21 protein-coding genes are annotated in these 22691 nt (G+C 42.4%); 11 read left to right on the top strand and 10 right to left on the bottom strand.

Annotated elements, in window-relative coordinates:
• Window positions 1-262: 262 nt before the first annotated feature.
• From CMAQ_RS03300 to CMAQ_RS03285, 4 genes are read left to right on the top strand one after another with little or no spacing between them, the layout of a single operon-like run.
• Window positions 263-1132, top strand: a complete 870-nt coding sequence (locus tag CMAQ_RS03300) for a nucleotide-binding protein (protein WP_048062649.1) — start codon at window positions 263-265, stop codon at window positions 1130-1132.
• Window positions 1129-1443 carry a hypothetical protein gene (locus CMAQ_RS03295; protein WP_012185707.1) on the top strand — a complete coding sequence of 105 codons (315 nt, stop codon included), beginning with the start codon at window positions 1129-1131 and terminating at the stop codon, window positions 1441-1443. The genes CMAQ_RS03300 and CMAQ_RS03295 overlap by 4 nt, the downstream gene beginning before the upstream one ends.
• Window positions 1403-1885 carry a hypothetical protein gene (locus CMAQ_RS03290; protein WP_198002084.1) on the top strand — a complete coding sequence of 161 codons (483 nt, stop codon included), beginning with the start codon at window positions 1403-1405 and terminating at the stop codon, window positions 1883-1885. The genes CMAQ_RS03295 and CMAQ_RS03290 overlap by 41 nt, the downstream gene beginning before the upstream one ends.
• Complete coding sequence (locus CMAQ_RS03285; RefSeq protein ID WP_012185705.1) at window positions 1882-3942, top strand: helicase HerA domain-containing protein; 2061 nt, start codon at window positions 1882-1884, stop codon at window positions 3940-3942. The genes CMAQ_RS03290 and CMAQ_RS03285 overlap by 4 nt, the downstream gene beginning before the upstream one ends.
• A gap of 233 nt (window positions 3943-4175) precedes the next feature.
• Here CMAQ_RS03285 and CMAQ_RS03280 read toward each other — a convergent pair whose 3' ends face one another.
• Together CMAQ_RS03280 and CMAQ_RS03275 are read right to left on the bottom strand one after the other, a co-directional pair.
• Window positions 4176-4388 carry a hypothetical protein gene (locus CMAQ_RS03280; protein ID WP_012185704.1) on the bottom strand — a complete coding sequence of 71 codons (213 nt, stop codon included), beginning with the start codon at window positions 4386-4388 and terminating at the stop codon, window positions 4176-4178.
• A 179-nt stretch (window positions 4389-4567) separates the two neighbouring features.
• Window positions 4568-5758 (bottom strand): pyridoxal phosphate-dependent aminotransferase, encoded by a 1191-nt coding sequence (locus CMAQ_RS03275; RefSeq protein WP_048062898.1) that lies wholly within the window; start codon window positions 5756-5758, stop codon window positions 4568-4570.
• A gap of 319 nt (window positions 5759-6077) precedes the next feature.
• Between CMAQ_RS03275 and CMAQ_RS03270 the strand changes: the two genes are divergently transcribed.
• Complete coding sequence (locus CMAQ_RS03270) at window positions 6078-7079, top strand: 6-phosphofructokinase (RefSeq protein ID WP_012185702.1); 1002 nt, start codon at window positions 6078-6080, stop codon at window positions 7077-7079.
• On the opposite strand, the gene CMAQ_RS03265 is transcribed toward CMAQ_RS03270, so the two are convergent.
• From CMAQ_RS03265 to CMAQ_RS03255, 3 genes are all read right to left on the bottom strand, one after another.
• On the bottom strand, window positions 7080-8435 hold the full coding sequence (locus tag CMAQ_RS03265; protein ID WP_012185701.1) for a hypothetical protein: 1356 nt from the start codon (window positions 8433-8435) through the stop codon (window positions 7080-7082). It lies immediately after the preceding gene.
• 76 nt (window positions 8436-8511) lie between these two features.
• Window positions 8512-8772 carry a hypothetical protein gene (locus tag CMAQ_RS03260; protein ID WP_012185700.1) on the bottom strand — a complete coding sequence of 87 codons (261 nt, stop codon included), beginning with the start codon at window positions 8770-8772 and terminating at the stop codon, window positions 8512-8514.
• A gap of 39 nt (window positions 8773-8811) precedes the next feature.
• Entirely contained in the window at window positions 8812-11445 is a 2634-nt protein-coding gene (locus tag CMAQ_RS03255; protein WP_012185699.1) for an adenosylcobalamin-dependent ribonucleoside-diphosphate reductase, read from the bottom strand.
• Window positions 11446-11705: 260 nt separating this feature from the next.
• Here CMAQ_RS03255 and CMAQ_RS03245 point away from each other — a divergent pair, with 260 nt between their 5' ends.
• Both CMAQ_RS03245 and CMAQ_RS03240 read left to right on the top strand, forming a co-directional pair.
• A complete protein-coding gene (locus CMAQ_RS03245) occupies window positions 11706-12167 on the top strand; it encodes a class I SAM-dependent methyltransferase (RefSeq protein ID WP_012185698.1) in 462 nt (153 codons plus the stop codon).
• Window positions 12168-12197: 30 nt separating this feature from the next.
• Complete coding sequence (locus tag CMAQ_RS03240) at window positions 12198-13220, top strand: polyprenyl synthetase family protein (protein ID WP_012185697.1); 1023 nt, start codon at window positions 12198-12200, stop codon at window positions 13218-13220.
• A gap of 42 nt (window positions 13221-13262) precedes the next feature.
• On the opposite strand, the gene CMAQ_RS03235 is transcribed toward CMAQ_RS03240, so the two are convergent.
• Complete coding sequence (locus CMAQ_RS03235) at window positions 13263-14120, bottom strand: hypothetical protein (RefSeq protein WP_012185696.1); 858 nt, start codon at window positions 14118-14120, stop codon at window positions 13263-13265.
• A 372-nt stretch (window positions 14121-14492) separates the two neighbouring features.
• On the opposite strand from CMAQ_RS03235, the gene CMAQ_RS03230 reads away from it, so the two are divergent.
• Entirely contained in the window at window positions 14493-14825 is a 333-nt protein-coding gene (locus tag CMAQ_RS03230) for a hypothetical protein (protein ID WP_012185695.1), read from the top strand.
• Between the two features lie 107 nt (window positions 14826-14932).
• On the opposite strand, the gene CMAQ_RS03225 is transcribed toward CMAQ_RS03230, so the two are convergent.
• Complete coding sequence (locus CMAQ_RS03225) at window positions 14933-17320, bottom strand: tRNA(Met) cytidine acetyltransferase TmcA (RefSeq protein WP_012185694.1); 2388 nt, start codon at window positions 17318-17320, stop codon at window positions 14933-14935.
• A gap of 445 nt (window positions 17321-17765) precedes the next feature.
• Here CMAQ_RS03225 and CMAQ_RS03220 point away from each other — a divergent pair, with 445 nt between their 5' ends.
• The 3 genes from CMAQ_RS03220 to CMAQ_RS03210 all read left to right on the top strand — a co-directional run bounded on the left by CMAQ_RS03220 (window position 17766) and on the right by CMAQ_RS03210 (window position 19843).
• On the top strand, window positions 17766-18410 hold the full coding sequence (locus CMAQ_RS03220) for a hypothetical protein (protein ID WP_012185693.1): 645 nt from the start codon (window positions 17766-17768) through the stop codon (window positions 18408-18410).
• Window positions 18411-18434: 24 nt separating this feature from the next.
• Window positions 18435-18791, top strand: a complete 357-nt coding sequence (locus CMAQ_RS03215; RefSeq protein ID WP_012185692.1) for a hypothetical protein — start codon at window positions 18435-18437, stop codon at window positions 18789-18791.
• A 485-nt stretch (window positions 18792-19276) separates the two neighbouring features.
• A complete protein-coding gene (locus CMAQ_RS03210; protein ID WP_012185691.1) occupies window positions 19277-19843 on the top strand; it encodes a hypothetical protein in 567 nt (188 codons plus the stop codon).
• A 319-nt stretch (window positions 19844-20162) separates the two neighbouring features.
• On the opposite strand, the gene CMAQ_RS10820 is transcribed toward CMAQ_RS03210, so the two are convergent.
• The 3 genes from CMAQ_RS10820 to CMAQ_RS03195 all read right to left on the bottom strand — a co-directional run bounded on the left by CMAQ_RS10820 (window position 20163) and on the right by CMAQ_RS03195 (window position 22668).
• Entirely contained in the window at window positions 20163-20309 is a 147-nt protein-coding gene (locus tag CMAQ_RS10820; RefSeq protein ID WP_232203800.1) for a hypothetical protein, read from the bottom strand.
• 233 nt (window positions 20310-20542) lie between these two features.
• Complete coding sequence (gene pyrH, locus CMAQ_RS03200) at window positions 20543-21223, bottom strand: UMP kinase (protein ID WP_012185690.1); 681 nt, start codon at window positions 21221-21223, stop codon at window positions 20543-20545.
• Window positions 21224-21765: 542 nt separating this feature from the next.
• On the bottom strand, window positions 21766-22668 hold the full coding sequence (locus tag CMAQ_RS03195; RefSeq protein ID WP_012185689.1) for an ATP-grasp domain-containing protein: 903 nt from the start codon (window positions 22666-22668) through the stop codon (window positions 21766-21768).
• Between the last annotated feature and the right edge of the window lie 23 nt (window positions 22669-22691).

Below are 22691 nucleotides of genomic sequence, written 5' to 3'. Positions count from 1 at the left end.
CAAGCATAGGACACATTAAAAGTATGCAGTATCACGTTAACCTTAATGAATATTAATGATGAGTTAACCAGATCCTATGCATTAGTCTAGGAGTACTTGAGTAATACTTGAGTGGAAGCAGGGAAATTACTTATAGAGGCTCTTATGCGTAATCCCTAGGATGAGGGAGGTTATTATTAATTGATTCACTTAACCTGCCTTTCAATAATGACTTTAAGAGGCACCATAAGTGATTTAAAATTAAGCCAGATGTAGGGTATGATTGCTTTCAACATGCACCTACATGGGCATGCCTAATCAACCTGGGTGTGTTAAAGGCCTAATGAGCTTAAGTGGCTTAGGCTTAAGGCCATTAACAGTATCAGTGGCCTTCACCAGTGGACCAAAGGGTGGTACTGGTAAGAGTACGCTAGTGGCTAATATAGCGGCAATGATTGATGAACCAGTGGTCATCCTTGACCTAGGCTTTGATGGTAATGTAACAGCCAGTAGGCTTCATAAGGTTGAGTACACTGATGAATCCAGCGGCTTCATAGACTACGTCGCCTATGGATCTGAGTTAAACATTGTTGAGTCCAAGGAGGAACCTAACGTTAAATTCATTCCACCTGGCTCATTTAGGAGCTTGAAGATACCTAAGATTGTATTCTCCATGCCCCTTGAAGCCATGGCTAATAGGCTCTCTAACATGGTTGCCCTGCTGGCTAAGAACGGATTATCAATACTACTCATAGATCTTCCATCAAATCCAAGTTTCCTAGGTCCACTTTACCCACTCCTACTGTACTACAGTGACATCATTAATGTAGTTATTGAACCTGGTCAAGTCTACATGGGGGTGTTGAGTGAATTGTACAGGTGGTTAATTAAGGTCGTTGATGATGAATCCATGGTTAACGTAATAGTTAACAAGTATCATGAATACTTCGACGGTTACCCAAAGGAGGCTAATAGGTATGTCATAAGGGGTAAGGTGTACTTAATCAGACTTGACCCAGTGGCCATGGCTCTTACCCTGAAGGGTGAATTAGCGGTTAAGTATAGGGAGGCGGCTGTATTCAGGAAGTCTATTGATGAATTAACTAAGGATGTGGTTAATCAAGTAAGCATGTACATGGGGGTGGTTAAATGATGAAGGATATTGATAGGATTAGGAGAATAATAATGGAGGATGATGGTAATGCTGCACAGGTTAATCAACCAGTATCCATGAAGAGGAGTAAGACTGACATAGCGATTGAGCTCCTTGAGAACTTCACTGAAATATTCGGTGAGGATGATGAGTTAGTGACTAAGATACTTAATAAGGTTACTATAGATGATATATGCGTTGAGGTTAGTAAGTATAATTCAAGGCTAGCGGACTTTATAAAGACATGGTTAAGGTTCAGGTTAAGTAAGTGTGAGCCCTATGGTGAAGAGAAGCATAATCAAGTACAGTGACTTCGTGAATGATACCTTAAACTCACTGATGAATCATGAGGCAACCCAGGAATCCAGTCTACGTAAGTATAGGGTTAATGACAGTAAAGTACCTAGGGGGGTGGTGAATTACTTTAAGGATTGCGGTGAATTAAGGCAATGGTGTATCAGTAGGTTAAGGATTCTGCTGAGTAGGTATAGGTGGTATGATGTGGCTAACTTACTTAAGGCGATTAAAGTTAAGGGGTTAAGCGTAATAGTGTTAATGGCGTTGGCTAATGATGAGGATGACTTACTTAACTACGTTTCAAGCGGATCATTTGATAAGAATAAGGTGATTAAAATACTGATGAATGAACTAGGAATTAGCGGTGATGCAGCTGAGCACCTAGTGAACGGTAAGGTCATTGAACACAAGCCCCTGCGAATGTTTAGGTGGAACTTCCTACCGAGGTCAATATGATATTCACCACAAGAATTAGAATGATGATTGCAGCATTAATACTAGTGATGCTTTCCTCACTAATAACCAAGTACGCTCTAATAGCCTTAGTGCCCTTAATAATAATCTTCAGGAATGACGCGGCTTTACTAGCCTTATCAATTAGGCACAGTGTGGCGCCGCAGTTAGTGGTAAGGGATAATTACATTTATGATCCGATTAATAGACTTGTTCACTCATTCCTACTGGCTGAACCTATTCATGACCTACTTAGGTTAAGTGAGGGTAAGTTCATTAATCTAGTTAATGAAATGCTGCTTAGGTTAAACCTATGCGATAAATGCTACATAACATTCATAGTAATTGGTGATAGGAAAGTAATAAGGGTGTCCATGGTTGATGAACCCCCGTTTAATAATTTTAAGTCGTTTCAATCCAATGCGGTTAATGTTCTGGAGGATTACTTCATGGTTAAACCAATAAAGGGTGAGGAACTTAGGAACTTGGTGAATCAATCACCATACCCTGTATCAAGCCTAATAATGGTGCTAACTATACCATTAATTATTCTCCTACTATTCGGAGTATTAGGTATTGCACCTTGGTTGATATTCGCAATAATAGTGATTAAGCAGTACTTGAGTGGGAGGTTCACGGTTAATAATGGGCTTCTCTTCAGTAGGATTAGTACTAGGAATGAACTTATGATGAGTAAGTTAACGCAAGCTGACGTTTACTCCTTGGCGAAGGCCTTCCATAACACTATTAATGAGTACGCACTCGTAATATCAGGGAACAGTGAATTATCAATGCTAGCCACCAGGGAGTATCATAAGGCCTCGGAGTCCCTTGTGGTTAAGGAGAGGGGTAAGAGTTACCCAGGTTTACTATATTGGAGAAACGTAATAGATAGGTTATCGTCGGGTGAATTACCATTAAGGTTAATGCTACTATGCAATGGGGGATTTGAATACGTTAATGCCACTAAGAGCAAGGTTGCATCATACGCATTATGGGTTCCTGACGGCTTCCTACTGAATGGTTTATCACATGATGCTGCAGTATTCATACCATTCACTGGTGGTAGATTAAGGGTAAGCGAGGATAGTAGGGTTATTAGGATTGGGGTTGATAGTCTTGGCAAACCTGTGGAGGTTGACTTGGACTCCTTACCAGCAGGCCACATGTTATTACTGGGTCCCACTGGTATGGGTAAATCATGGGCTGCACGAACCATATTAGCTAGGTTAATTAAAATGGGTTTAAGGATCATTGTAATTGATCCGCATGGTGAATACAGTAACTTAGGCCTACCTATTATTGATGTTTCAGAACGTTTCGTGGATTTCCTTAACCCTGTGGGTAAGATTGAGGGTAAGGAGACTATACTAAGGGTTGCCCAATCAATATCCGAGGCATTCAATATAAGTGACCTAGACCTAATACTAAGTGATTTAGGGGGCCTCAGTAACCATGGTGACTTCAAGGAAGTGTTCAGTAAGGCTGCGGAAACCACGTATAATATTGAACTCTCATACGTTTACAGCATTATAGCTAGTAGCTTAGGTAAAAGAGGCCTAATAACCCCTGAGGAGCTGAGACAGGGGGTGGTTTTATCCTTTAAGTCAATACTACCTAACCCTGAGTTAACAGCCTTCGCCATGAACCAAGTCACAGCATACCTATACTCAATGTTCGCCGGTAAGGTGAGTAAGCTGAGTAATATCTTAGCTGTTGATGAAGCTTACTACGTCATGGACAGTAGGTTAATGGAGCTCTACGTAAGGGGCCTTAGGAAATCGGGCCTAGGCGTAATGCTAATAACCCAAACGTTAACTAATGTGTCAAGTAGCCTAATTCAGAACATACCCTTAATAATAATGATGGGTGGGCCTGATTCCTATATAATTGAATCCATGAATTACCTTAAACTTGACCAGAATGAATTCGAATGGCTTAGGTTAGGTTTAGCGCCTCACATGATGGGGAATAGAAGTAGAGCATTACTTATAGAGGGACCTGTAAGGAGGCAAGTACTTGTGGATCTTGATCCAAGACTAAAACCTATGAATAATTAATTGAAGTATTACTCAAGTAATCATTAACTTAGATTAAGGTAATTCTTTTAAACTCAGGGCTTAACCTTGACTCATGATTAAGGAACAGAAGGAGCTAAATAAACCAGTTGTACGTAAGTTTGAGGAGGAGTGGGAGGAGTTTGAGGAGGAGGAGTTCGAGGAGTGGGAAGAGGAGTAGGTGGGTAACTTCATAATTAAAATAAACCATAGTGTTTTCCATAATCAATGTAAACCTACCGTGGATTAATTTTATTCAAGTAAACCATTTGCCTAATCCTAACCCCACACTTCCTACACCTGAGAACCCTCTCCACAACATAGTAATCACTCCTCTCTCTAACCACCTGGGACTCAACAGTTAAGCCATACCCACAGCTTGGGCATTTGTAGATTTGCTCACCCAATAGGGCTAAAGCCTTCTTCGCCATATTGAGGACAGTTGACACCCCTAACACCCATACCCCCATGTATCCGTCTGTTTATAAATGATCCACCTTAAGGAATGAGATTGTTCCAGGAATTTAATAGTTAAGTCAACCTCATAGGGCGCTTTAATTAACCTTCATATGCAGTATTTATTACCTAATGATTACATCAGTTTTAATGAGACACTACACTGTAATGCTCATGAAGCCTTATAAGCCTTAGCTGCCTCAGCCAGCCTCCTAATACCCTCTACTAGACGGTCAGTCCTCTCCCACACGAACGAAACCCTCACAGCAGCCTTATACTGCTCACTGAAGTAGCTTCCTGGAACCAGGGCTACACTGTACTTCTCCATGGCGAACTCCGCGAATTTATCACTATCATCAATGTACTTAGATAAGTCAACGAAAATGAACATTGAGCCCTTCGGGACTACGAATCTGGCTTCAGGTAAATTCCTCCTAATTGCCTCAACAGCGGTATCCCTCTTGGCGCGGTATTGCTCAACAACGTACTTAATGTGCTTTAACCTAACCTCAGACCTTAAGTATGTTGCCACAAAACGCTGAGCGAAGGATGGTGGACAGTAGGTCATCTCCTCCGCAGCTAGTTTTATTCTTGAAGTAATCTCACGGGGCCCGTAGACGAAACCAAGTCTCCAACCTGGTATCCCTGGGTCCTTTGAGAACGTGTTTAGGGATATTACGTACTCTGGGGCGTACTTGTAGAGGTAGACGTGACTACCCTCGTATATTAGAGTCCTGTAGGCTTCATCCGATATTATCCAGAAGTCCTTATCCCTAGCTAAGTCGACTAAAGCCTTAGCAACGTCCTCACTAATTATGGAGCCCGTTGGGTTATCCGGTGAGACTAGGATAATTGCCTTAGTCCTACTGCTTATTAACTCCTTAAGCGCCTCCACGTTTATCCTAAAGCCATCATCCATGCTTAACCTCAGTCTCTTAATCCTGGCACCAAAGTACTCTATTAAGGGTTTGTAACCGAAGTATGTTGGATCCATTAATATTACCTCATCACCAGGATTCAGTATGGTCATTAATGTGGCGAACATGGCCTCCTGGCCGCCGGCCACAATAACTATGTCATCAGGCTTAACGTCAAGGGAACCAAGCCTCTTCAAATCCTCGGAGACAGCCTCCCTTAACTCAACTATGCCTTGGCTTGGCGTATAGGCGTATAAATCCATGCTCTCCTTAGCCAACTCCTCAGCCATAATTGCCCTAATCTCAGGGGGTGGGGGAATGCTTGGTTGACCAGCGGATAAGACTATTATATCCCTGTTCTCGCGTCTAAGCCTCTCCCTTATTGCATCAATTCTTCTAGTTGGTGATTCCCTTAAGGCTGATATCCTATCGGAGAGATTACGCACAATACCCACGCTAAGGCTTATATATATGCATTACGTATTTATTTTTAGCAAATTAAACATACAATGTAGATACTATACATAATTGCATAAAACCATTAACAACCATAGGCTTATAAATACCCCCAGATTACTTGAAAACCTAGTTCAATAATATTAATTACTCATTACCAATGAGTACACTTAAGTGTACTCATCTTAACTCAGCCCTAGAATAATACCACAAGGGTTAAATTAGCTTAACCCAATAACTACCTATGAGTCGCTTAATTACTACTAGAGATTACTGGGTAATTACCATGAAACACTGGGGTGAGGAACCATGAGGATTGGAATACTAACCAGCGGTGGGGATGCCCCTGGGTTAAATATTGCAGTGTACTCTTTCATTAAGCTGGCTGAGAGAAAACATGAGTTATTCGCTGTATTCCATGGTTGGGAGGGGTTTATTGATGGTTCCATTAGGAGAATTGAATCCACTGACCTACTACCTTACTTATCCATGGGTGGTACTGCCCTTAAGACATCTAGAAGGAATGTGTTTGATAATGAGGATGACGTCGAGAAGCTTGTTGAAGCCGTTAATAATTATGGCCTTGACTGTATAGTGGCTATTGGGGGTGATGGATCATTAAAGGCATCCTATAAGGCCACTGAGTTGGATATAAAGGTTATTCATATTCCTAAGACTATTGATAATGATGTTTTTGGTACTGATTTTACTATTGGTTTTGATTCTGCTGTTAATGCTGCTGTTAATGTTACTGAGTCCTTTAAAACCACCTTAATCTCCCATGAGAGGATTGGTGTAGTGGAGGTTATGGGTAGGGAGGCTGGATGGGTAGCATTACACACTGGACTAGCAACAATGGCAGACGCAACACTAATACCGGAGTACCCATTAACCATGGACTTCATAGTTAATAAACTAATTGAGGCCTATAAGATAAAGCACTACGCATTAGTTGTGACGGCTGAAGGCATTAATGTTAGTGACGGTATTATCACCGCCAATAAGCACCCCACGCCTAATGGAATTGGGTATAGGTTGGCTGAGTTGATTGAGAAGACGACTGGAATAGAGACTAGGGCTGTTTCACCAGGTCACTCCATAAGGGGTGTTCAACCGTCTGCGTTTGACCGGGTTCTAGCCGTTAACTACGCTGCTAAGGCCTATGAAGCCGTGGAGAATGAGTTATGTAACGTTATGGTTAATTACAGTGAGTCAAGGTATGGTTACGTACCGATACATGAGGTTGTTGGTAAGAATAAGCTTGTTAGCGGTGGGTGGCTTAGGCTTTATGAGGATTTTTGGGTTAATTAATCATTGATCCTCCTCAATTACCTTGAAGCCCATTAGTTTAGCCATTTTCTTAAGCTCATCCCTATGATCACCTAGTAAAGGTACCCTATGCCAACCTGCACCCCACTTCACACTCAATGCCTTAACATTAGCCTTGGCAATAACCTTAGTACCACATGCTGGTAGTGAGAGTTCATTACCAGTAACTTTACTGACGTGAATATGCATAATCCTATTAACAGCATCAATGCCAACAGCCGTTAAATCTGAGCCAACCGGGTACTCAACATTAACTGCAGCATACCTGGTTCCTAAGTGTGATGGTATTATCGAGTACCTAAGCCTAATACCTGGCTTAGGGTTGATTGGTAAGTAGCAGTGGTAGTAGGTTACCTCACCAGTCAACTCATCGGTTACAGGATCCGTTGCTGAACCTGCAGTGTTAAGTAGGTACTTGCCTATTAATGCTGCTATTAGTGAGTTGGCATCAGCCTCACACATTGGTACATACTTACCGTTAAGCCAAAGCTGCATCCATGTTAAGCATGGCCAGGCATCAAGGACTACTGCTGAGGCGCTTCTTAAGCCTAGGCAGTCGATGGTTACTGCATTAGCCTTATAATCCTCAAGAAGCCTATTAACAGCAATGTAAAGCCTAGCACTCTTAAGAACCTCAGGCCACTGCTTATCGGGGTCTGGGTAATGGGATGCCTCCTTAACCCAAGTCTCAGCAATGGGTTTAGCCTCATCAGCATTAACCCTACTATAATACTTATCAACAAACTCACCACCACTAATTAAGGTGAACTTAACCCCGGTGTTCCTTGATATTGAGGATAACCAGTTACTTAAATCCCTATTACTAATGACTACTGCATGAGTGTTCTTAAGCATGGTTAAGGCAATAAGGTACTTAACTAGGCTTAAAGCCTCATTAGAATCAACACTCCTAGTCACAATACCTAAGACCGGGTATTGCTCAAGGAGCCTATTATAGAGTAAGTAATCACCACCACCTCCAAGGGACTCCGCAATGAAGACCACTGGTTTACCAGTGGCCACAATCCTCTGAACCATACTTGATGGGCCCTGTAGATCAATTACAATAAAGCCCACTGACTCAGACTCCCTGGTTAAGGCATCCTCAAGGTCATCAATACTCCTAGCGTAGTAAGGGGTGAACTCAACATCAGGGTAAAGGGACTTAAGCCTATTAAGAACCCTAGACTCAAAGTCACTAGCCCACTTCCAGAAGGTCTCAAACCAGGAGGAAACCTCACTAGGTGCATTACCTTGAAGATACTTAAAACTAGGACCACCGGGGTAACCAACGGCACCAAGGGGAGGCTCGAGAAAGACCACAGGTAACTTAACCATGATGTAGAAGAGTGGGATTAGCTTAAAAGCATTAAATCATTAAATTAAGGTAATTAAACTACTTACACCAACAAGATTACTTACCCACTGATCCGGTTAATCTGATTAATCCACCATGGGGTGCGTAGATTAGCCAATTACTTAGCTTAAATTTGCTACTTAACTCCGTGGTTAAGTCGATTAGGATTGTTAGGCTTATGGGTTTTTCAATGTAAATACCCACGTGCACTACGCCTTCGCGCTCATTAGCATTAACCTTAATATACCTAATGTTAATGATGCCTCTTGATTTAAAGAAACCCTTAACCACATCCTTAACGCTTCCTTGATCTATCATTAACTACCTTAATTAGGGTTGGCTTAATAAGTTAATGCCTTATCCGCATACTCCAGTTCTACACGCTGGATCATCTGTTTCACCTATTTCAGCCAGCTTATTCTCCTCAATATCCCTATTGAGATTAATTGCCTTAACAGTAACCTTAATTGCCTTAGACTCAGTGCTCTGGGCCTTGCCCTTCCCCTCAACGCCAGTGTATATTACTTGAACCGCCTTACTCTTATCCCTATACACCGTTATGCCGAATGCCCCTAAGGCCCAGGCTAGGCGGTATGCCCCATTGACATCCTCCTTAGTCGCATTACTGGGCATGTTTATTGTCTTACTTACACCCGAGTCACTCCACTTGGCGAAGGTGACCTGCATGAAGACGTGCCACCTCCAGTGTATTTCATTAGCAGTCTTGAGTACTGGATGCATCACGTGGTTACTGGGTAGCATACCGGATTCAAGTACCTTGGAGGTTGTTTCATTATCCAAGGCATTGGAGTCCTTAAGCTTCCTGAGGGCTGTGTAATTATACTCTATTAGCTTTCCAATGCTTAGATTCCTCACGTAGGCTATTGCGAAAATAGGCTCTATGCTTGAATTAACCCCAGCAATTAGGCTTCTTGAACCCTCTGGGGCAATGCTGATTAAGGCACCGTTCCTAACACCCACTGTTGATGCATCTTTAATCAACTCATCGTCAGTGGCTCTTAGCTTAGCTAAGTACTCCTCAGCCTTATTGGGTAGGCCACCTAATTCACCGTAACCTAACTTAAGGATCTCAAGGTACTCCTCCACGTCGCTTGAAACACCCTTAACCTCAAGCATCTTTGAAACCCTCTCATCATGAACCCTCCAGGGTAGGAAACCACTCCTCCATTTACTGCTCGGCCATAGTGGGAATGGGCCCTTCTCCTTAGCCAACTCAACGCTAGCCCTAACCGCAACCCTTGCTACAAACCCCATTACTACGTCGGCTAACGCAATAGCCTTAGGTGAATCATAAGGTATGTCAAGTGACACTAATACATCAGCCCAACCATTAATGCCTAGGCCAATTCTCCTACTAGCCTTATTAGCCCTATCCAGGTACTCATGCGGGTGCTGATTAGAGTCGATTACATCATCGAGGAATCTAACAGCAAGCATAATGTCATTGGCTAATGAAACCCAGTCTATACTATTACCATTAATGTACTTCGTTAAGTTAATACTGCCTAGGTTACAGGACTCAAATGGGTATAGCGCCACTTCACCGCATGGATTTGTCCCATTTATTACCCTATATTTCTCACTAACCACATCATTAACGTACTCAATCTTCATGTTCGCCACATCCCTATTCCATAACCCTGGGTCACCACTATCCCAGGCTGACTCAACTATCTTACTCCATAATTCACCCGCATTAACCCTCCTCCATACCTTCACCAGGCCTGCCTTAACCTTACTCACGCATTCCTCATAGCATTTAATGAATTCCTGACCCCACGTTTGGTATAGGCAGGTGCATTCCCTTGGATTAAGTAAATACACATCCTCACCCCTCAGTGCCTTAGTCATGAAGTAGTCATCTATGGTTACACTTATGTTAAAGTTCTGGAGCTGAACATCCTTCAATCTACCAGTCTTCGAGGTTATGAACTTCTCAATATCGGGATGCCACCAGAAGAGCATACCCATTTGGGCTCCACGCCTCTTACCACCCTGCTTAATAACATCCACTAGGGTGTCGAAGAGCCTCATGAATGATAATGGGCCTGAGGCAACACCACTCGTTGATTTTACGACATCACCCTCAGGCCTTAATTCACCGAACTGGTAACCAACCCCAGCGCCGGCTTGGAAGAGTAATGCGGCTAACTTAGCTGCATCCATTATCCCGAAGAAGCAGTTTGGATTATCCCTGTTACTATCCTTACTTAGGCAGTCATCAACAGGTATAACGAAGCATGCCGATAATTCACCCAGCTTAGTTAAGGCGTTAAACATTGTTGGCGAATTAGGTAGGAACTTCAATTGACTCACTAAGTCATAGAACTTTTCAACCCACTTAATGGGATCATTACCATACTTAACCTCACTGTAGGCCACACCCATGGCTATCCTCATCCACATGTACTGTGGGGTTTCGAAGAATGAACCATCAAGCCTCTTCATAAGGTACCTGCTCATCAGTGTCCTAACACCATTATAGGTTAGGAGTAAGTCCCTTGATGGGTCTAGTTTATTCATTAACTCGTCTAAATGCTTCTCATAGAATTTAGCAGCATCAAGGCTCCATAAGCCTTGATTAAGCCCCTGGTTGAACCAATCCCTAAGGCCTCTCCTGTAGGCTTCACTTAACGTTAATGAACCTGAGTTAATACTCTTAACCACCTCCTTGCCCCAGGCCTGCTTGTAAATACTGAAGAGTAGGTAGTTCCTGGCTGCATCATGCCACTTAAAGTCCTCACTAATTAGGTTAAGCATCATTAATTGAACGGAATCAGATATTTCACTTGAAGTAACCTCCCCCTTACCCTTAATTTGACTGGTAACCTCCTCAAGTATGCGCTCTGGATTGGGTGCTCCAGCTAATTTTAAACTATTAAGTAGCTTAACTGGGTTAAACTCCTCCCTTAAGCCATTCCTCTTAATTACCGTTATCATGGTTCTCTCTCCAGTGACTTTCTGTTCCATATTACGGTAACACCCCTAATAAACCCTTCCTATTCAATAATAAAGGGTAAGCAGTTAAAATATCCTGCAGTGAACACCCGATAATGTTAAGTATATTACCTGCCGTCTGCATAATGAACCTCTTAACCACTCCCATTAATATGGCTTCTGATAGAGAGTTGGCTGAAACTGATCTGCACATAGGTAGGATAATTATCCTACCTAAATAAATACCCTTCTGTAAAAATAAGAAAGCAAGCCTGCAAAACACTAGTGAGTATATGAGTTCCCTTGATAATAAGGCTAAGGTTAGGGAACTATATGAGAGGATGGGGTTAGGTTACCTTGAACTTTACCTGGAGGAGAGTATTATGGGTTACTTAACGTTAATTGAGGGGGTTAGGTTAAGGGGCATGAGGATTATTGACATTGGTTGCGGCTTAGGTGTTGGTGCCGGCTTACTGTCAGGTATTGTGGAGCAGTATACCTGCATTGATATTGCATGTAGTTTACTAAGGTACCCAGCTGGCTTACCTAATGTTGATGCAGTGTGCTCCGATGGGGCTATGCTTCCCATTAGGTCATCATCATTTAACGTAGCCATACTACTAAACACCGTTAACGCTGATTTAGATGGCTTAGAACTATTGAAGGAGGCTAGGAGGGTTAGTGGAGTTGTTTTAGCTAAGTCGCCTAGGGATATTGATAATGAGCTTATAGCAACCCTGCTTCGAGGCGGCTAATACTTTTAAACGTTAACTAATTCCGTGACTATGGTTGATGTTTTAAGTGAACTACATGAGAAGTATGGGGAATTGGTTAATAAGGCTATTGAGAGGTACTTAACCATAGGTGTTGATCCATCATTCAGGGAGACTGTACTTTACCAAGTGGCTACGGGTGGTAAGAGGATTAGGCCACTAATGGTTATTGAATCAGCCTTAGCCTGTGGTGGTTCCCTTGAATCAGCCTTACCCTACGCCGCCATAGTTGAGTTAATACATAATTACTCCCTCATATACGATGACATAATTGATGAGGCGGACTTAAGGAGGAATATGCCAACAGTGAGGAGGAAGTACGGTGACTACGCGGCAATACTGGTGGGGATATGGTATAGGGAGGCTATTGAGGAGGCGGTACTGGATACAAGGAATCCCAGTGAGGTAGCTAGGGTTGTTGCTGAGACTATAAAGGCCATTGATGAGGGTGAGAGACTTGACATACTGATGGAGTACTCGGGTAGAAGGGATCCTTACTTTATTGAGAATAGACTTGTTAGGGAAATAACCCCAGCCTTAAGGGACCTTTACATAAGAATGATTTCACTTAAGACTGCTGCATTATTTAAAACATCAATGTGGCTCGGCGGCTACTCGGCGAAATGCGGTAACGAGCAATTGGAGGCGCTGAGTAATTTCGGGTATAACGTGGGTGTGGCCTTCCAAATAATAGACGATGTACTAGACATATTCGGTGACTTAAGGAAGTTCGGTAAGGAGATTGGTAAGGACCTTAAGGAACATAAGGTCGGTAACCTAGTTATACTGCTTTCACTCCTTGAGAGTAAGGAGGCTAATAAGCTACTTAATGTGCTTTCCAAGCAGAGGCCGACTCAAGACGATGTTAAGGAGGCTGTGGAGGTTATTTCAGCAACTAAGGCTAGGGAGGAGGCTATTAGGATGGCTAATGAATACATGAGTAAGGCCATTAGTGAACTAAGTAAGGTGCCTAGGAATGAACATACAATGAAGCTGGAGGAACTGGCTAAATTCATAGTTTATAGGGAGTATTGAAGAATTAAGGTTTTAAGAAATTAAATTATATTGAAGTTTAACTTAGGAGTGGCCTTTACCATGGCCATGGTTACTGTTGCCGCTACCATTACCCTTACCTTCGCCTCCACTTGGCTTACCATGCCCATTACCCTTACCGTGACCGTGAAGAGCCTTATACTCCTCAACCCACTTCTTAGCCTCCTCATGAACCTGCCTGGTTAATTGCGCAATACTCTGCTTAATACCGCTAAGTGTTTTCAATGCACCGGTGTAATTACCCTCCCTAAGTAGTTTATTAGCTAACTTAGTTTGATTAATTAGACTCTTTATCTCATTCAATAAGGTGGAGTTACCGGTCTCGTTGGCTATCCTATACGCCACGGTAAGTGTCCTATTAAGCATCCTTAACTCAGCCTCAGCCTTAACAAATTCAGTTAAATTAATGTGCCTCTCCATGCTGAAAGTCCTAATGGATTCACTCCAAGCCCTCTGCTCCAGGTGAATGGCCTCTATGGCCTCCTTCAATGCCGTGAAGCATAATCCCTTACTCAAGGTTTCATTAGCCTCCTTAGTTAAATTATATGCCTCATTCAAAGTATAGTTAACCAGTTTTAATTCACCGGTGGCGTTAGCCAGAGCCTTAACCTTCTGGTAGAAGAATAGGCTAAGCTCAATGTGAACCATAGCCGCGGTACAGGTAGCGTTCTGGGCCATTGATGAGTTACCTAGTACAGGTATACTGGTTGTGGTGTTTGTAGCGTTTGTTGCGGTTAATAAGGGTGTTTCAGTAGTACTTGAGTTAGTTACCGTGGAGTTTGTTGCAGTAGCTGGGTTAACCGTCAAGTGCACCGGTGATGCAACTAAGGCTGTTGCCACTCCCACGGCTAGAGCCAGTAGTATTAGGCTTATTGGCTTCATAAGCTAAGTAAGCAGTGGCGTGTTTTAAAGGGACATGTTTCAGAACCTTGGTTTCACCATGTGAAACCGCGGTAAGCCATGTGAAACAGGTTGAGGAACAGTAACCTTCTCATGCATACTCCTGTGAGCCGCCGCCTCACTCCTTAAGGGTGGGGTTTTCCTTGTTAACCCGACTTCTCGACTGGTTTTTAGACTGATTCACATAACCTCATCCCACTCCTTCAATTAAGGAGCAGGCTAAGCAACTACACCAACCCTATTCACAGAGAAAACATCACCTTCTCAAAACCCAACCCTTTCAGTGAGGTTATAATCTTGTTAAGGATACTGCGAAGACTGATTTTTAAATACTAGACTATATTTTCCACGCCAGTGAGTACTGATTACATTGTATTTAGGAGCATTGGGGAGTTCAGTAGGTTTGTTGAGAACATGATTAAGGAACTTACTGAGGTGGAGTCGATTTTGAAGAAGACTGCACCTAAGGGTGAGTTGATTAATGCCATTGATGTTGAATCAATGGTTAACGTTGGGTTGGATTCCAAGGAATTACTCAACATTGTACGTGAAGCTAAGGAAGCCTACTTAAGGATCCTTAAATCAATACCACCGGATATTAAGGATGTTGAGTGGGTTACTGTGCTTGAACTTATGGGTAATAAACCCGTTAAGGCTTATATAATACCCATAACACTTTCCACTTAACTCAACCCGCCGCTAGGTGCCTTAGCCTCTTTAATTTAAATGTACTTAACTGCTTTTCAATATTAATCACGGGTTTGCTTAAGTATTAATGAATCCTTAAGTGAATCTCAGTAAGCCTGCTTCTGCCTCTTGGAGGGTTGAATCATGTAAATGGGTATGTTGAAGCCGTTACCGTAGAAGTAAACCAACAATACCCTTGATACTGCCCTTAAGCCAAGCATGAGGACTGTTGGCTTAACCCCAAGTTCCCTAGCCGCTGCGCTCCAGGTTTTTGACTGAAAAACCTTAGCTATAATTCCCTTCTCCATGATTTCAGGTATCCTGAAGCCTGCTCTTGTGATTCTCATGAAGTATGCCTTAAACAACTCAATTAATGCATCAACAGTGTTCTCATAGGTCATGGGGCCCCAGGCGTAGGCTATAAGCCTATTAAGTTGGCCACTGGTTAGGTTTAATTCAAGGGACTGGGCCACTGGTTCACTGCTGGTTAGTAGCATTAAGGCTACGTCGGGTTCAAGCCCAACATATGGCCCACTTAGGCTACTTAGTAACCTAATCCTAAACTCCCTATTAGCGTAGTAAACAGCTTCCCTAGCGGTATCACTTATTGGCTTAATCATAAGTACACTATACTCCCCACTTACCGGGTTCCTCTCAGGGCTTATGTGTATTGGTAAGTAGCCGTTCTTAACCCAGAACCTGAGTAATTGGGCATTAACCCCAAAGCCAACGCCAACCCAATCCAGTCCCCTTACCTTAGCCTCATTCTCAAGCATACTTAATGCAGTGGAGCCAAGCCCCTTGTCCTGAAGCTCAGGGTGGGTGGCTATCCTAACTATCCTCCACCCCCTTAGCTTAGCGAATTCAGGTATTTTCCAGTACTTAACCATTCTATCAGGTATTATGTTGCCTGGTGGTTTAAAGCCTAGGACCATATTATTAATAGTCTCATCATCTAAGCCACCCTCCTCGGCTAACTCCATTGAAACCACAATCTTACCGTTCTCCAGCGTTAACGCCCTGACAATGTGGTGGGGGGCATCCATCATCATACCTAGGTCGTCGGGCTCATTCCTATAATGGGCCTGCACGTATATTCCGAAGAATTGCCTTAACGCCTCCTCGTCCTTAAAGAAGAATTCCTCAATACTTGGGGCAATATACTTAACTTTACCTTCATTAACCAGCTTCAAGTCATCTTCATCAATGTGCGCCGGCTCAGCGTCAAGTAGGAATGTCTTAAACAGCCATCTCTCAATGGGGTCATCCCTAGCGTACCTTATTGGCTCAGTCATCTCATACTCAAGAACCCTAATACCCCTTCTACCCCTTAGGTACTTAAGGAACCTAACACTGAAGCCTCTGCCAGCACCCTCGTAGCCGTGTATTGTGGTTGAGTAAATTACCCTAGTGAACCTATTATGTATGCCGTAGAGTATGGGTAACGGCATCATTGCTGCTTCATCAACCACCACTAGGTCAATTGGTCTCTGCAGCGACATGAGTGGGTAAGGCTTATAGTAATCCACGTAAATACCCCTTGTCGATAAACCCACAATATTACTCCCAGTCCTGGAAACCTCAACATCGTAACCTAATTCCTCAAACCCCCTCTTGGCGAACTCCATTAACGTCTCGGCGTTGTCAGGGCTTTCAGCCGTGACCACTATCCTAGCAACCCCACGCCTCCTCCTTAGCCTATGTCCAATTAATGATACAGCAAGCCCCACGGCCGCAGACTTACCCCTACCCCTATCCGCTATTATGACTGCATTAACCTTACCTTTCTCATTCACCATACCCTCAAGCATTGATATTACGTTAACTTGATCCTGGGTTTTAGCCAACTTATACACTTCAATGGCCTTACCCTTAACACTGGGTATGCTTAACTGGGTCTGGCTTACTTCCTGTACATTAATTGGTTGAGGGGGTTTAATGAACCTGGATTCATCCGTATCGTAAATTGAAACGCCTTCACCATTAATTAGGCTTCTCCAGAACCTAGACTTAAGGTACTGTCTAATCTCCTCCGGCTTATGAGGGGGTGTTATTAGTTTAAGCTGAAACTTAGTTATTGAATTAAGCCACTTATCCACTGGGGGCATTAAGAGCACGTAAATACCCCCACCCCTCACAACACTACCAACTCTACCTATGTCGTTTGGCTTAAGGTCATTGAAGAGATCAACAACAGCGTAGTCCAGTGTTTGGCCTAGGAGTAGTTTAGTGTCCTTGAAGGGTATTGGCTTAAACCTAATGTTACCCATACTATCCGTGAAAACCCTTAACCTATTTCTGGCATCACCGTACTCAGGTTGATACAGGTAAATTCCATTACCCATTCCCGTTATGTCCAGGAATAGTTTAACAACCTCCACTGCTGATTCAGCCACTGCATCATCACTTGACCCAACTAGAACCACCATCCTCCTATGGTTAGCCTTAACACCACTCCTAATGAAGTCCTCCAGGCTTTTAACCCATTCAGACATAAGTTAACTTTAAGACCTCAATATTAAGTTAATAAATCTTTATAACATAACCGAGGCTTCACCTTTAAGGGAAGACCCAGTTAAGGCGATGAGAAGCGTTATTTTCCTTGCTAAGAGTAAGATCCTCAATTAGTAACTGTCTTCCCTTGCCTTAAAGGGGTAGGTTTCCATATTGGATTATTCCTTATTAGCCTACGATGCGTTTACTAGTTCACTTAGGTAATACCCTCATTAATCGCAACCATGAATAACGAGACTTTAGGCACGGTTAATGAAGCCTTTAATTATTCTTAGTTTCTCTCCCTGAGGCCCATGACTACCTTGGGGGAATCATGGTGAATCACCTAAGGAAAGGGAGTTGGGTTAAACTTTAAGTTATGGGTATGTAATTGTTTTTAAAGAATAGCTTATTAAAGCCTGAGCTAACTTAAATTAAGTGCCTGAGATGAATAAGGGGGAGCACTGCGATCCTAAGCCTGCGGCACGGTTGCCGCTGTTTACGGATTGCCGGGAGGTTAATGGTGATGTAGCGTGCCCTGGTGATAGCGGATACAGTACTATACCGGTTTTTGGAAGAACCCTAAGGCTTAGGAAGGATTCACCGGCAATAATGCTAATGGGGTGTCTTGATGAGTTAGTTAACTTAACTAATGGTATTAGGCTTAGTTTCAGTAATGAACCAAAGGTAGCATCAATAGCTGCAGTGGTTATGGCTTTATCCATGCAGTTGAATGCCTACCTGGTTCAAGGAACCCAGGAGAGGTTAAGTAAGGTTAAGATAGTTGAGACCCTTCTTGAGACTAAGATAAGTGACTTATGCTCATCCTACAGGGGTGATGTTGGTTGGATAGTCGCCTCCACCCCTGAGGCTCAGGCAATTGATGGGGTTAGGGTTAAGTTGAGGGAATGTGGGAGAATTGCATCATCAATGCTTGATAAGTATCCTGAGGCGGATAACATAATAAAGGTGCTTAATCACGCTGATAAGCTAGTGGCGCAGTCGCTTTATTGCCTCGGTGGTAAGGTGTATAAGACGATTGATGATGTTACAGGCGCATTATTATCAAGTGCACTGGATAATAATACTTAAAACTAATGCCTATTAAGGTTAATCATGCAGCAGTCTCATGAAGGCTGCATAACCGACTACGTAATCATAGATGTATGCAGGAATGGTGAGGAGGCGGTTAAGAAGGTCTTGAACACCGCTGTTATTAATGCCAGGAAGGGGCCTGGTAGGGTTTTTCAAATAGCCATACTGTGCCCTCAAGTCGACTACACTAAGTATCTGCTTAACGCTAATGAGGTTGTGGCTAATAATATGGATGTTAGAATTGAGTTATATGAAGTGTCCTCTGGGGATGGGGCCTTGAAGACACTTAGGTATTTGGCCAGCAGATGTAAGCCTAGGCAAATAATTAAGGTTGCTGACGTGAACCTAGGTGAGTTTGAGAATTTAAATAAACCCTAGGCGCATCATGAAACCCTCATTAATCACGTATACTTAACCGTAGAGGAAGTACCCCCAAGGAGATGAGGGTACAGTAAGAGAATTTTCTAGTCTGTGTATTCTCAATTGATGAAAATGTTATTAATGCAATGAGCATCCTCTTACGGGTAATTTAAGTAAATTCAATAAATGTGAAACCTCCTGCAGTGAAGGATGAAGTTTAATTAGGAAGGAATAGGGAATGAAATGTGAAGAATACCGTTGCTTAACTAAAACTAATAGGGTAGTAATATAGACCAGTATCCTAATCAGTCCATGCGATTATCATCAAGTCTCAGTAACCGACCGCCACATCACTTCTTCAACAATTAGGTTTCCTTAAATGAGCTTAAAAGATTAGCCTCTCATAAACTGAATTAGAATCATTGCCTAGACTTCAATACTTAACCTATTATTGATACTAATATGAGTTAAGGTTTAATAAAAGGGGACGGATAATTGTATTAATGGGGTTAGACTACAGGGGGTTAATTCACCAAGTTGATTCTATGATTAGGAGTAGTGTTCTAAGAAGCCTAGGCGACTTGGAAAGCAGTATGGAGGGTATCATTGAGTTAATCACGGAGGCTCTTAATGTTGAGAAGCCTAGGTTAATCGTTACCATTAATAATATTAACGAATGCGGTAGATTCGACTCAGGTCCCTGCTCAAGCATACTTGGTATTTACATTGCCGGTGATTCAACAATACTGGTTAATTATAAGGCTGATTTAGGTACAATGCTGCATCTCCTCTCCCACCATCTGCAAGCCTTAGAGAATGGTAAAGCCAGGTACATTCAAGTTAAGGAGACTGAGGAGGTTAGGTTACCGTGGGAAATTAGGCCGCTTGAGGCTAACGCAGTAATTAGGGCTGCTTACCTAGCTAGAAGTATACCTCCTAAGGTATTTAAGGTTTGGAATGAGGAGGTTAGGCCCATGGCGAGAGAAGTTGATGAGAGCGTAAATAAGGCTAGGGCGCTCATTAGCCACTTAAGCAGGAGCATGGAGTTAATACTGGACAGGAGGCAATGAGCAATCTACCTTATTTTAATTCAGAGCATTTAGCTAAATATGAGTGGTACTTAAGGCTTTATCTTTAAGCATGAATACACTTGGTGAATCTAAAAAGAATGCGTTTAAGGATTAAGCACGTATAATAATTATAGGTTATTTACCTTGAGGACTCGGGAAATCTAGTTGAGTTAAAAAATATCCTTCCCTTACTCATTGTTTTAACCTGTATTAATTTCCTTAGAATTTTAATTTAATTAATTACTACTTCTCATGATTTCACTGAAAACTGTTTCATTGAATGATGCATGTAAGTGAACCTCCTATATAGCTTCAGTCACTATGCTAATGCTAAATCCCTGAAATCATATGGTGGATTAATACCTTTAGCCTTATAGTAGTCGTATTTTTTACCTAGGAACTCCTCTAGTATTGGGCAACCCTCATACCTACCGTCCCTTGGGCACTTGGGATTATCACTATCCATTATTAGGCAAGTACCTGTTTTGAAGTCGTAATGCGGGCATTTCTTATAGTAACGCTGTATGGAGGCTATTATCCTATTTACCCACTTCTGCTTAGGGTCATTACCTATGTTTTTCTTCTTTTGTTCAATCTCGAATTCACTTAAGTCCTCCTCATATGACAGGCTTAACCACCTCCACCTTTTCAGTAGCTGAGGCTTAAAATACCTTTCCCAGATGGTTTTTTAAGCATAATTCAAGGTGTTATTAATGTCCCGTCAATGGTACCGTATTTTAAGTACTTAATTAACTTCCCTGGATCCTTACCATCCAATATAATCATTGATATACCGCTCCTTCTCATTATCTGCAGCGCCCACTCATCTATGAGTTCATAGGTTCCTGCAAATGACCTAACACCCTCCCTACTCAATATGCCCTCCACCTCACTTAACCTAGCCTTCTCAATCCTTACTGCGTTAGGGTTTTTAGATGGATCATCAGTGTAGAGCGCATCAATGTTGGAGCAGTTCACCACTGTGCCTATTCCTAAGTACTCGGCAGCCAGTACAGACACCATTGTTGTTGATTGACCAGGCTGTAGCCCACCCATTACAATAACCTTGGATGAAGAGTATGCTTCACCAAGCTCCTGGAGGGTTTCAGGTATGCTTAAGTATACGTTAACGCCCTTAGCTAGGAGGGTATACATCATTAGCATTGCGTTTAACCTACTTGCCCATATTCCAAGCATGTCAGCTGCAGCCTCACGCCCAGTTAGCTTCCTAACTATTTCAATATACCTCCTAGCCGTATCCCCACCCCCAGCCACTACCACAATACCCCTATTGGCCTCCTCTGCTATTATGTCAGCATACTTGTTGATTAACTCCTCACTGTTGAATACTCTACCCGTTAGTTTAATCACTATTCCCATTGATGCTGAATTAAGGATACGCTTTTTAAATTCTCATGAGCCATTGTACTGATGTTAACTTTACTTTAGTAAAATTGTAGGGGGACTGTATTTAGGTTTAGAGCCTTTTTCACGTCATTACTGCTGATAACCCTATGGAGAAATCACCTTAAACCCACATTACTACTCACCATTAATTAACCATTCGCGGTAAATAAATTAATGAGGAAATTAATGGTTAAAAGAGTTTTCAGCTACATTAATTTCACCAAGAAAAGCAAAGGTTACTTTTAAATCTCAGGGCACTAGATTAGGTATAGCCGGTGGTTTAGGTGGCGAAGAAGAAGAAGACTACAGAGGAGAAGAAGGAGGGTGGACAGCAGCAGAAGAAGTAATCACCCGATCCTTAATTAAAATAGTAAGTAAATTCTTTTTTTCTTTTTCATATAATCTTCCCCTCAATCTCACCTTTAGCATTATGGAGCATGCTTAGAATTCATTGGGATTATGACTTAGTTGAATTAACCCTAGGAACAGGATGGTGAAGTTTCTTAAAACATGATTCACCTCTTAATATTATTAATAACGTGATTAATTATATGCCTCGCCGGATTTATGCCTGTGGCCTCCTTAAAGCCCTGCCATGACATTGATGGGTTAACCTCAAGTATGAAGTATCCATCATTAGTTTCAGCAATATCAACTCCAGCGTAACCAAGGCCTAAAACCTCACAGGTTTTCAAGGCTAATTCAGATAATTCAGCACTTGGCTTAACGGCCTCAGGCTTCGCGCCTTGGGCAACATTACTCTTCCAACCAATACCCCTCCTGAATATTGACCCAATTACCTGACCACCCACAACAACCACCCTGTAGTCCCCATTCCCCTTCTTCTCCAGGAATTTTTGAACATACATTGGCTTACTGAAGTTAAGTAGGTGGCTGAATATGTTCATTGCCACATCAGGGTCATTAACCTTAAACACCCCATAACCCATTGAACCCCTTAACTCCTTAACAACAGCCTCATTAAACCTCTTCACTGCGTCGTATGCCATAAACATGTTCTCACTTGACTCAGTTTCAGGTACTGGTAGGCCATTCTTAGCCAATATCATTAATGCGGCTAACTTATCACTGGCCACTAGCCAATTCATAGCGCTATTAACCACGTAAACACCCATGATTTCAATAGCCCTCACAACCCAAACCCTGTGAAGCAACTGCTCAAAGTCCCTAATTAACCCAAGATGCCTAAGCACACCACCATCAATTAAGACAGGCTCCCTAACACCCCTCCCAATAGCCTGGTAAACACTCACACTACCTTTACTTAACCTAACACTGGCCATATTAACGTAAACCCTCTTAACCCTATGACCAAGCTCCCTAATGGCCTGTTCAAGGTCCTCAATGTCAGGTTGATTAAACTCAACCTCATACGGCCTAATTATGCCTATATCCATGCTTAAGCTTAATTAACATTGGA

The organism is Caldivirga maquilingensis IC-167, from assembly GCF_000018305.1.
Classification (GTDB): Archaea; Thermoproteota; Thermoprotei; order Thermoproteales; family Thermocladiaceae; genus Caldivirga; species Caldivirga maquilingensis.
Note: the sequence above shows the minus strand (reverse complement) of the source record. Positions and strands in the feature narration are given on the sequence as shown.

Bases quoted from the DNA above. Each gene is read 5' to 3' on its own strand.
- CMAQ_RS03295 (WP_012185707.1), top strand. From the start codon at position 1,129: ATGATGAAGGATATTGATAGGATTAGGAGAATAATAATGGAGGATGAT.
- CMAQ_RS03285 (WP_012185705.1), top strand. From the start codon at position 1,882: ATGATATTCACCACAAGAATTAGAATGATGATTGCAGCATTAATACTA.
- CMAQ_RS03270 (WP_012185702.1), top strand. From the start codon at position 6,078: ATGAGGATTGGAATACTAACCAGCGGTGGGGATGCCCCTGGGTTAAAT.
- CMAQ_RS03265 (WP_012185701.1), bottom strand. From the start codon at position 8,435: ATGGTTAAGTTACCTGTGGTCTTTCTCGAGCCTCCCCTTGGTGCCGTT.
- CMAQ_RS03260 (WP_012185700.1), bottom strand. From the start codon at position 8,772: ATGATAGATCAAGGAAGCGTTAAGGATGTGGTTAAGGGTTTCTTTAAA.
- CMAQ_RS03255 (WP_012185699.1), bottom strand. From the start codon at position 11,445: ATGGAACAGAAAGTCACTGGAGAGAGAACCATGATAACGGTAATTAAG.
- CMAQ_RS03245 (WP_012185698.1), top strand. From the start codon at position 11,706: ATGAGTTCCCTTGATAATAAGGCTAAGGTTAGGGAACTATATGAGAGG.
- CMAQ_RS03240 (WP_012185697.1), top strand. From the start codon at position 12,198: ATGGTTGATGTTTTAAGTGAACTACATGAGAAGTATGGGGAATTGGTT.
- CMAQ_RS03235 (WP_012185696.1), bottom strand. From the start codon at position 14,120: ATGAAGCCAATAAGCCTAATACTACTGGCTCTAGCCGTGGGAGTGGCA.
- CMAQ_RS03225 (WP_012185694.1), bottom strand. From the start codon at position 17,320: ATGTCTGAATGGGTTAAAAGCCTGGAGGACTTCATTAGGAGTGGTGTT.
- CMAQ_RS03220 (WP_012185693.1), top strand. From the start codon at position 17,766: ATGAATAAGGGGGAGCACTGCGATCCTAAGCCTGCGGCACGGTTGCCG.
- CMAQ_RS03215 (WP_012185692.1), top strand. From the start codon at position 18,435: ATGCAGCAGTCTCATGAAGGCTGCATAACCGACTACGTAATCATAGAT.
- CMAQ_RS03210 (WP_012185691.1), top strand. From the start codon at position 19,277: ATGGGGTTAGACTACAGGGGGTTAATTCACCAAGTTGATTCTATGATT.
- CMAQ_RS10820 (WP_232203800.1), bottom strand. From the start codon at position 20,309: ATGGATAGTGATAATCCCAAGTGCCCAAGGGACGGTAGGTATGAGGGT.
- pyrH (WP_012185690.1), bottom strand. From the start codon at position 21,223: ATGGGAATAGTGATTAAACTAACGGGTAGAGTATTCAACAGTGAGGAG.
- CMAQ_RS03195 (WP_012185689.1), bottom strand. From the start codon at position 22,668: ATGGATATAGGCATAATTAGGCCGTATGAGGTTGAGTTTAATCAACCT.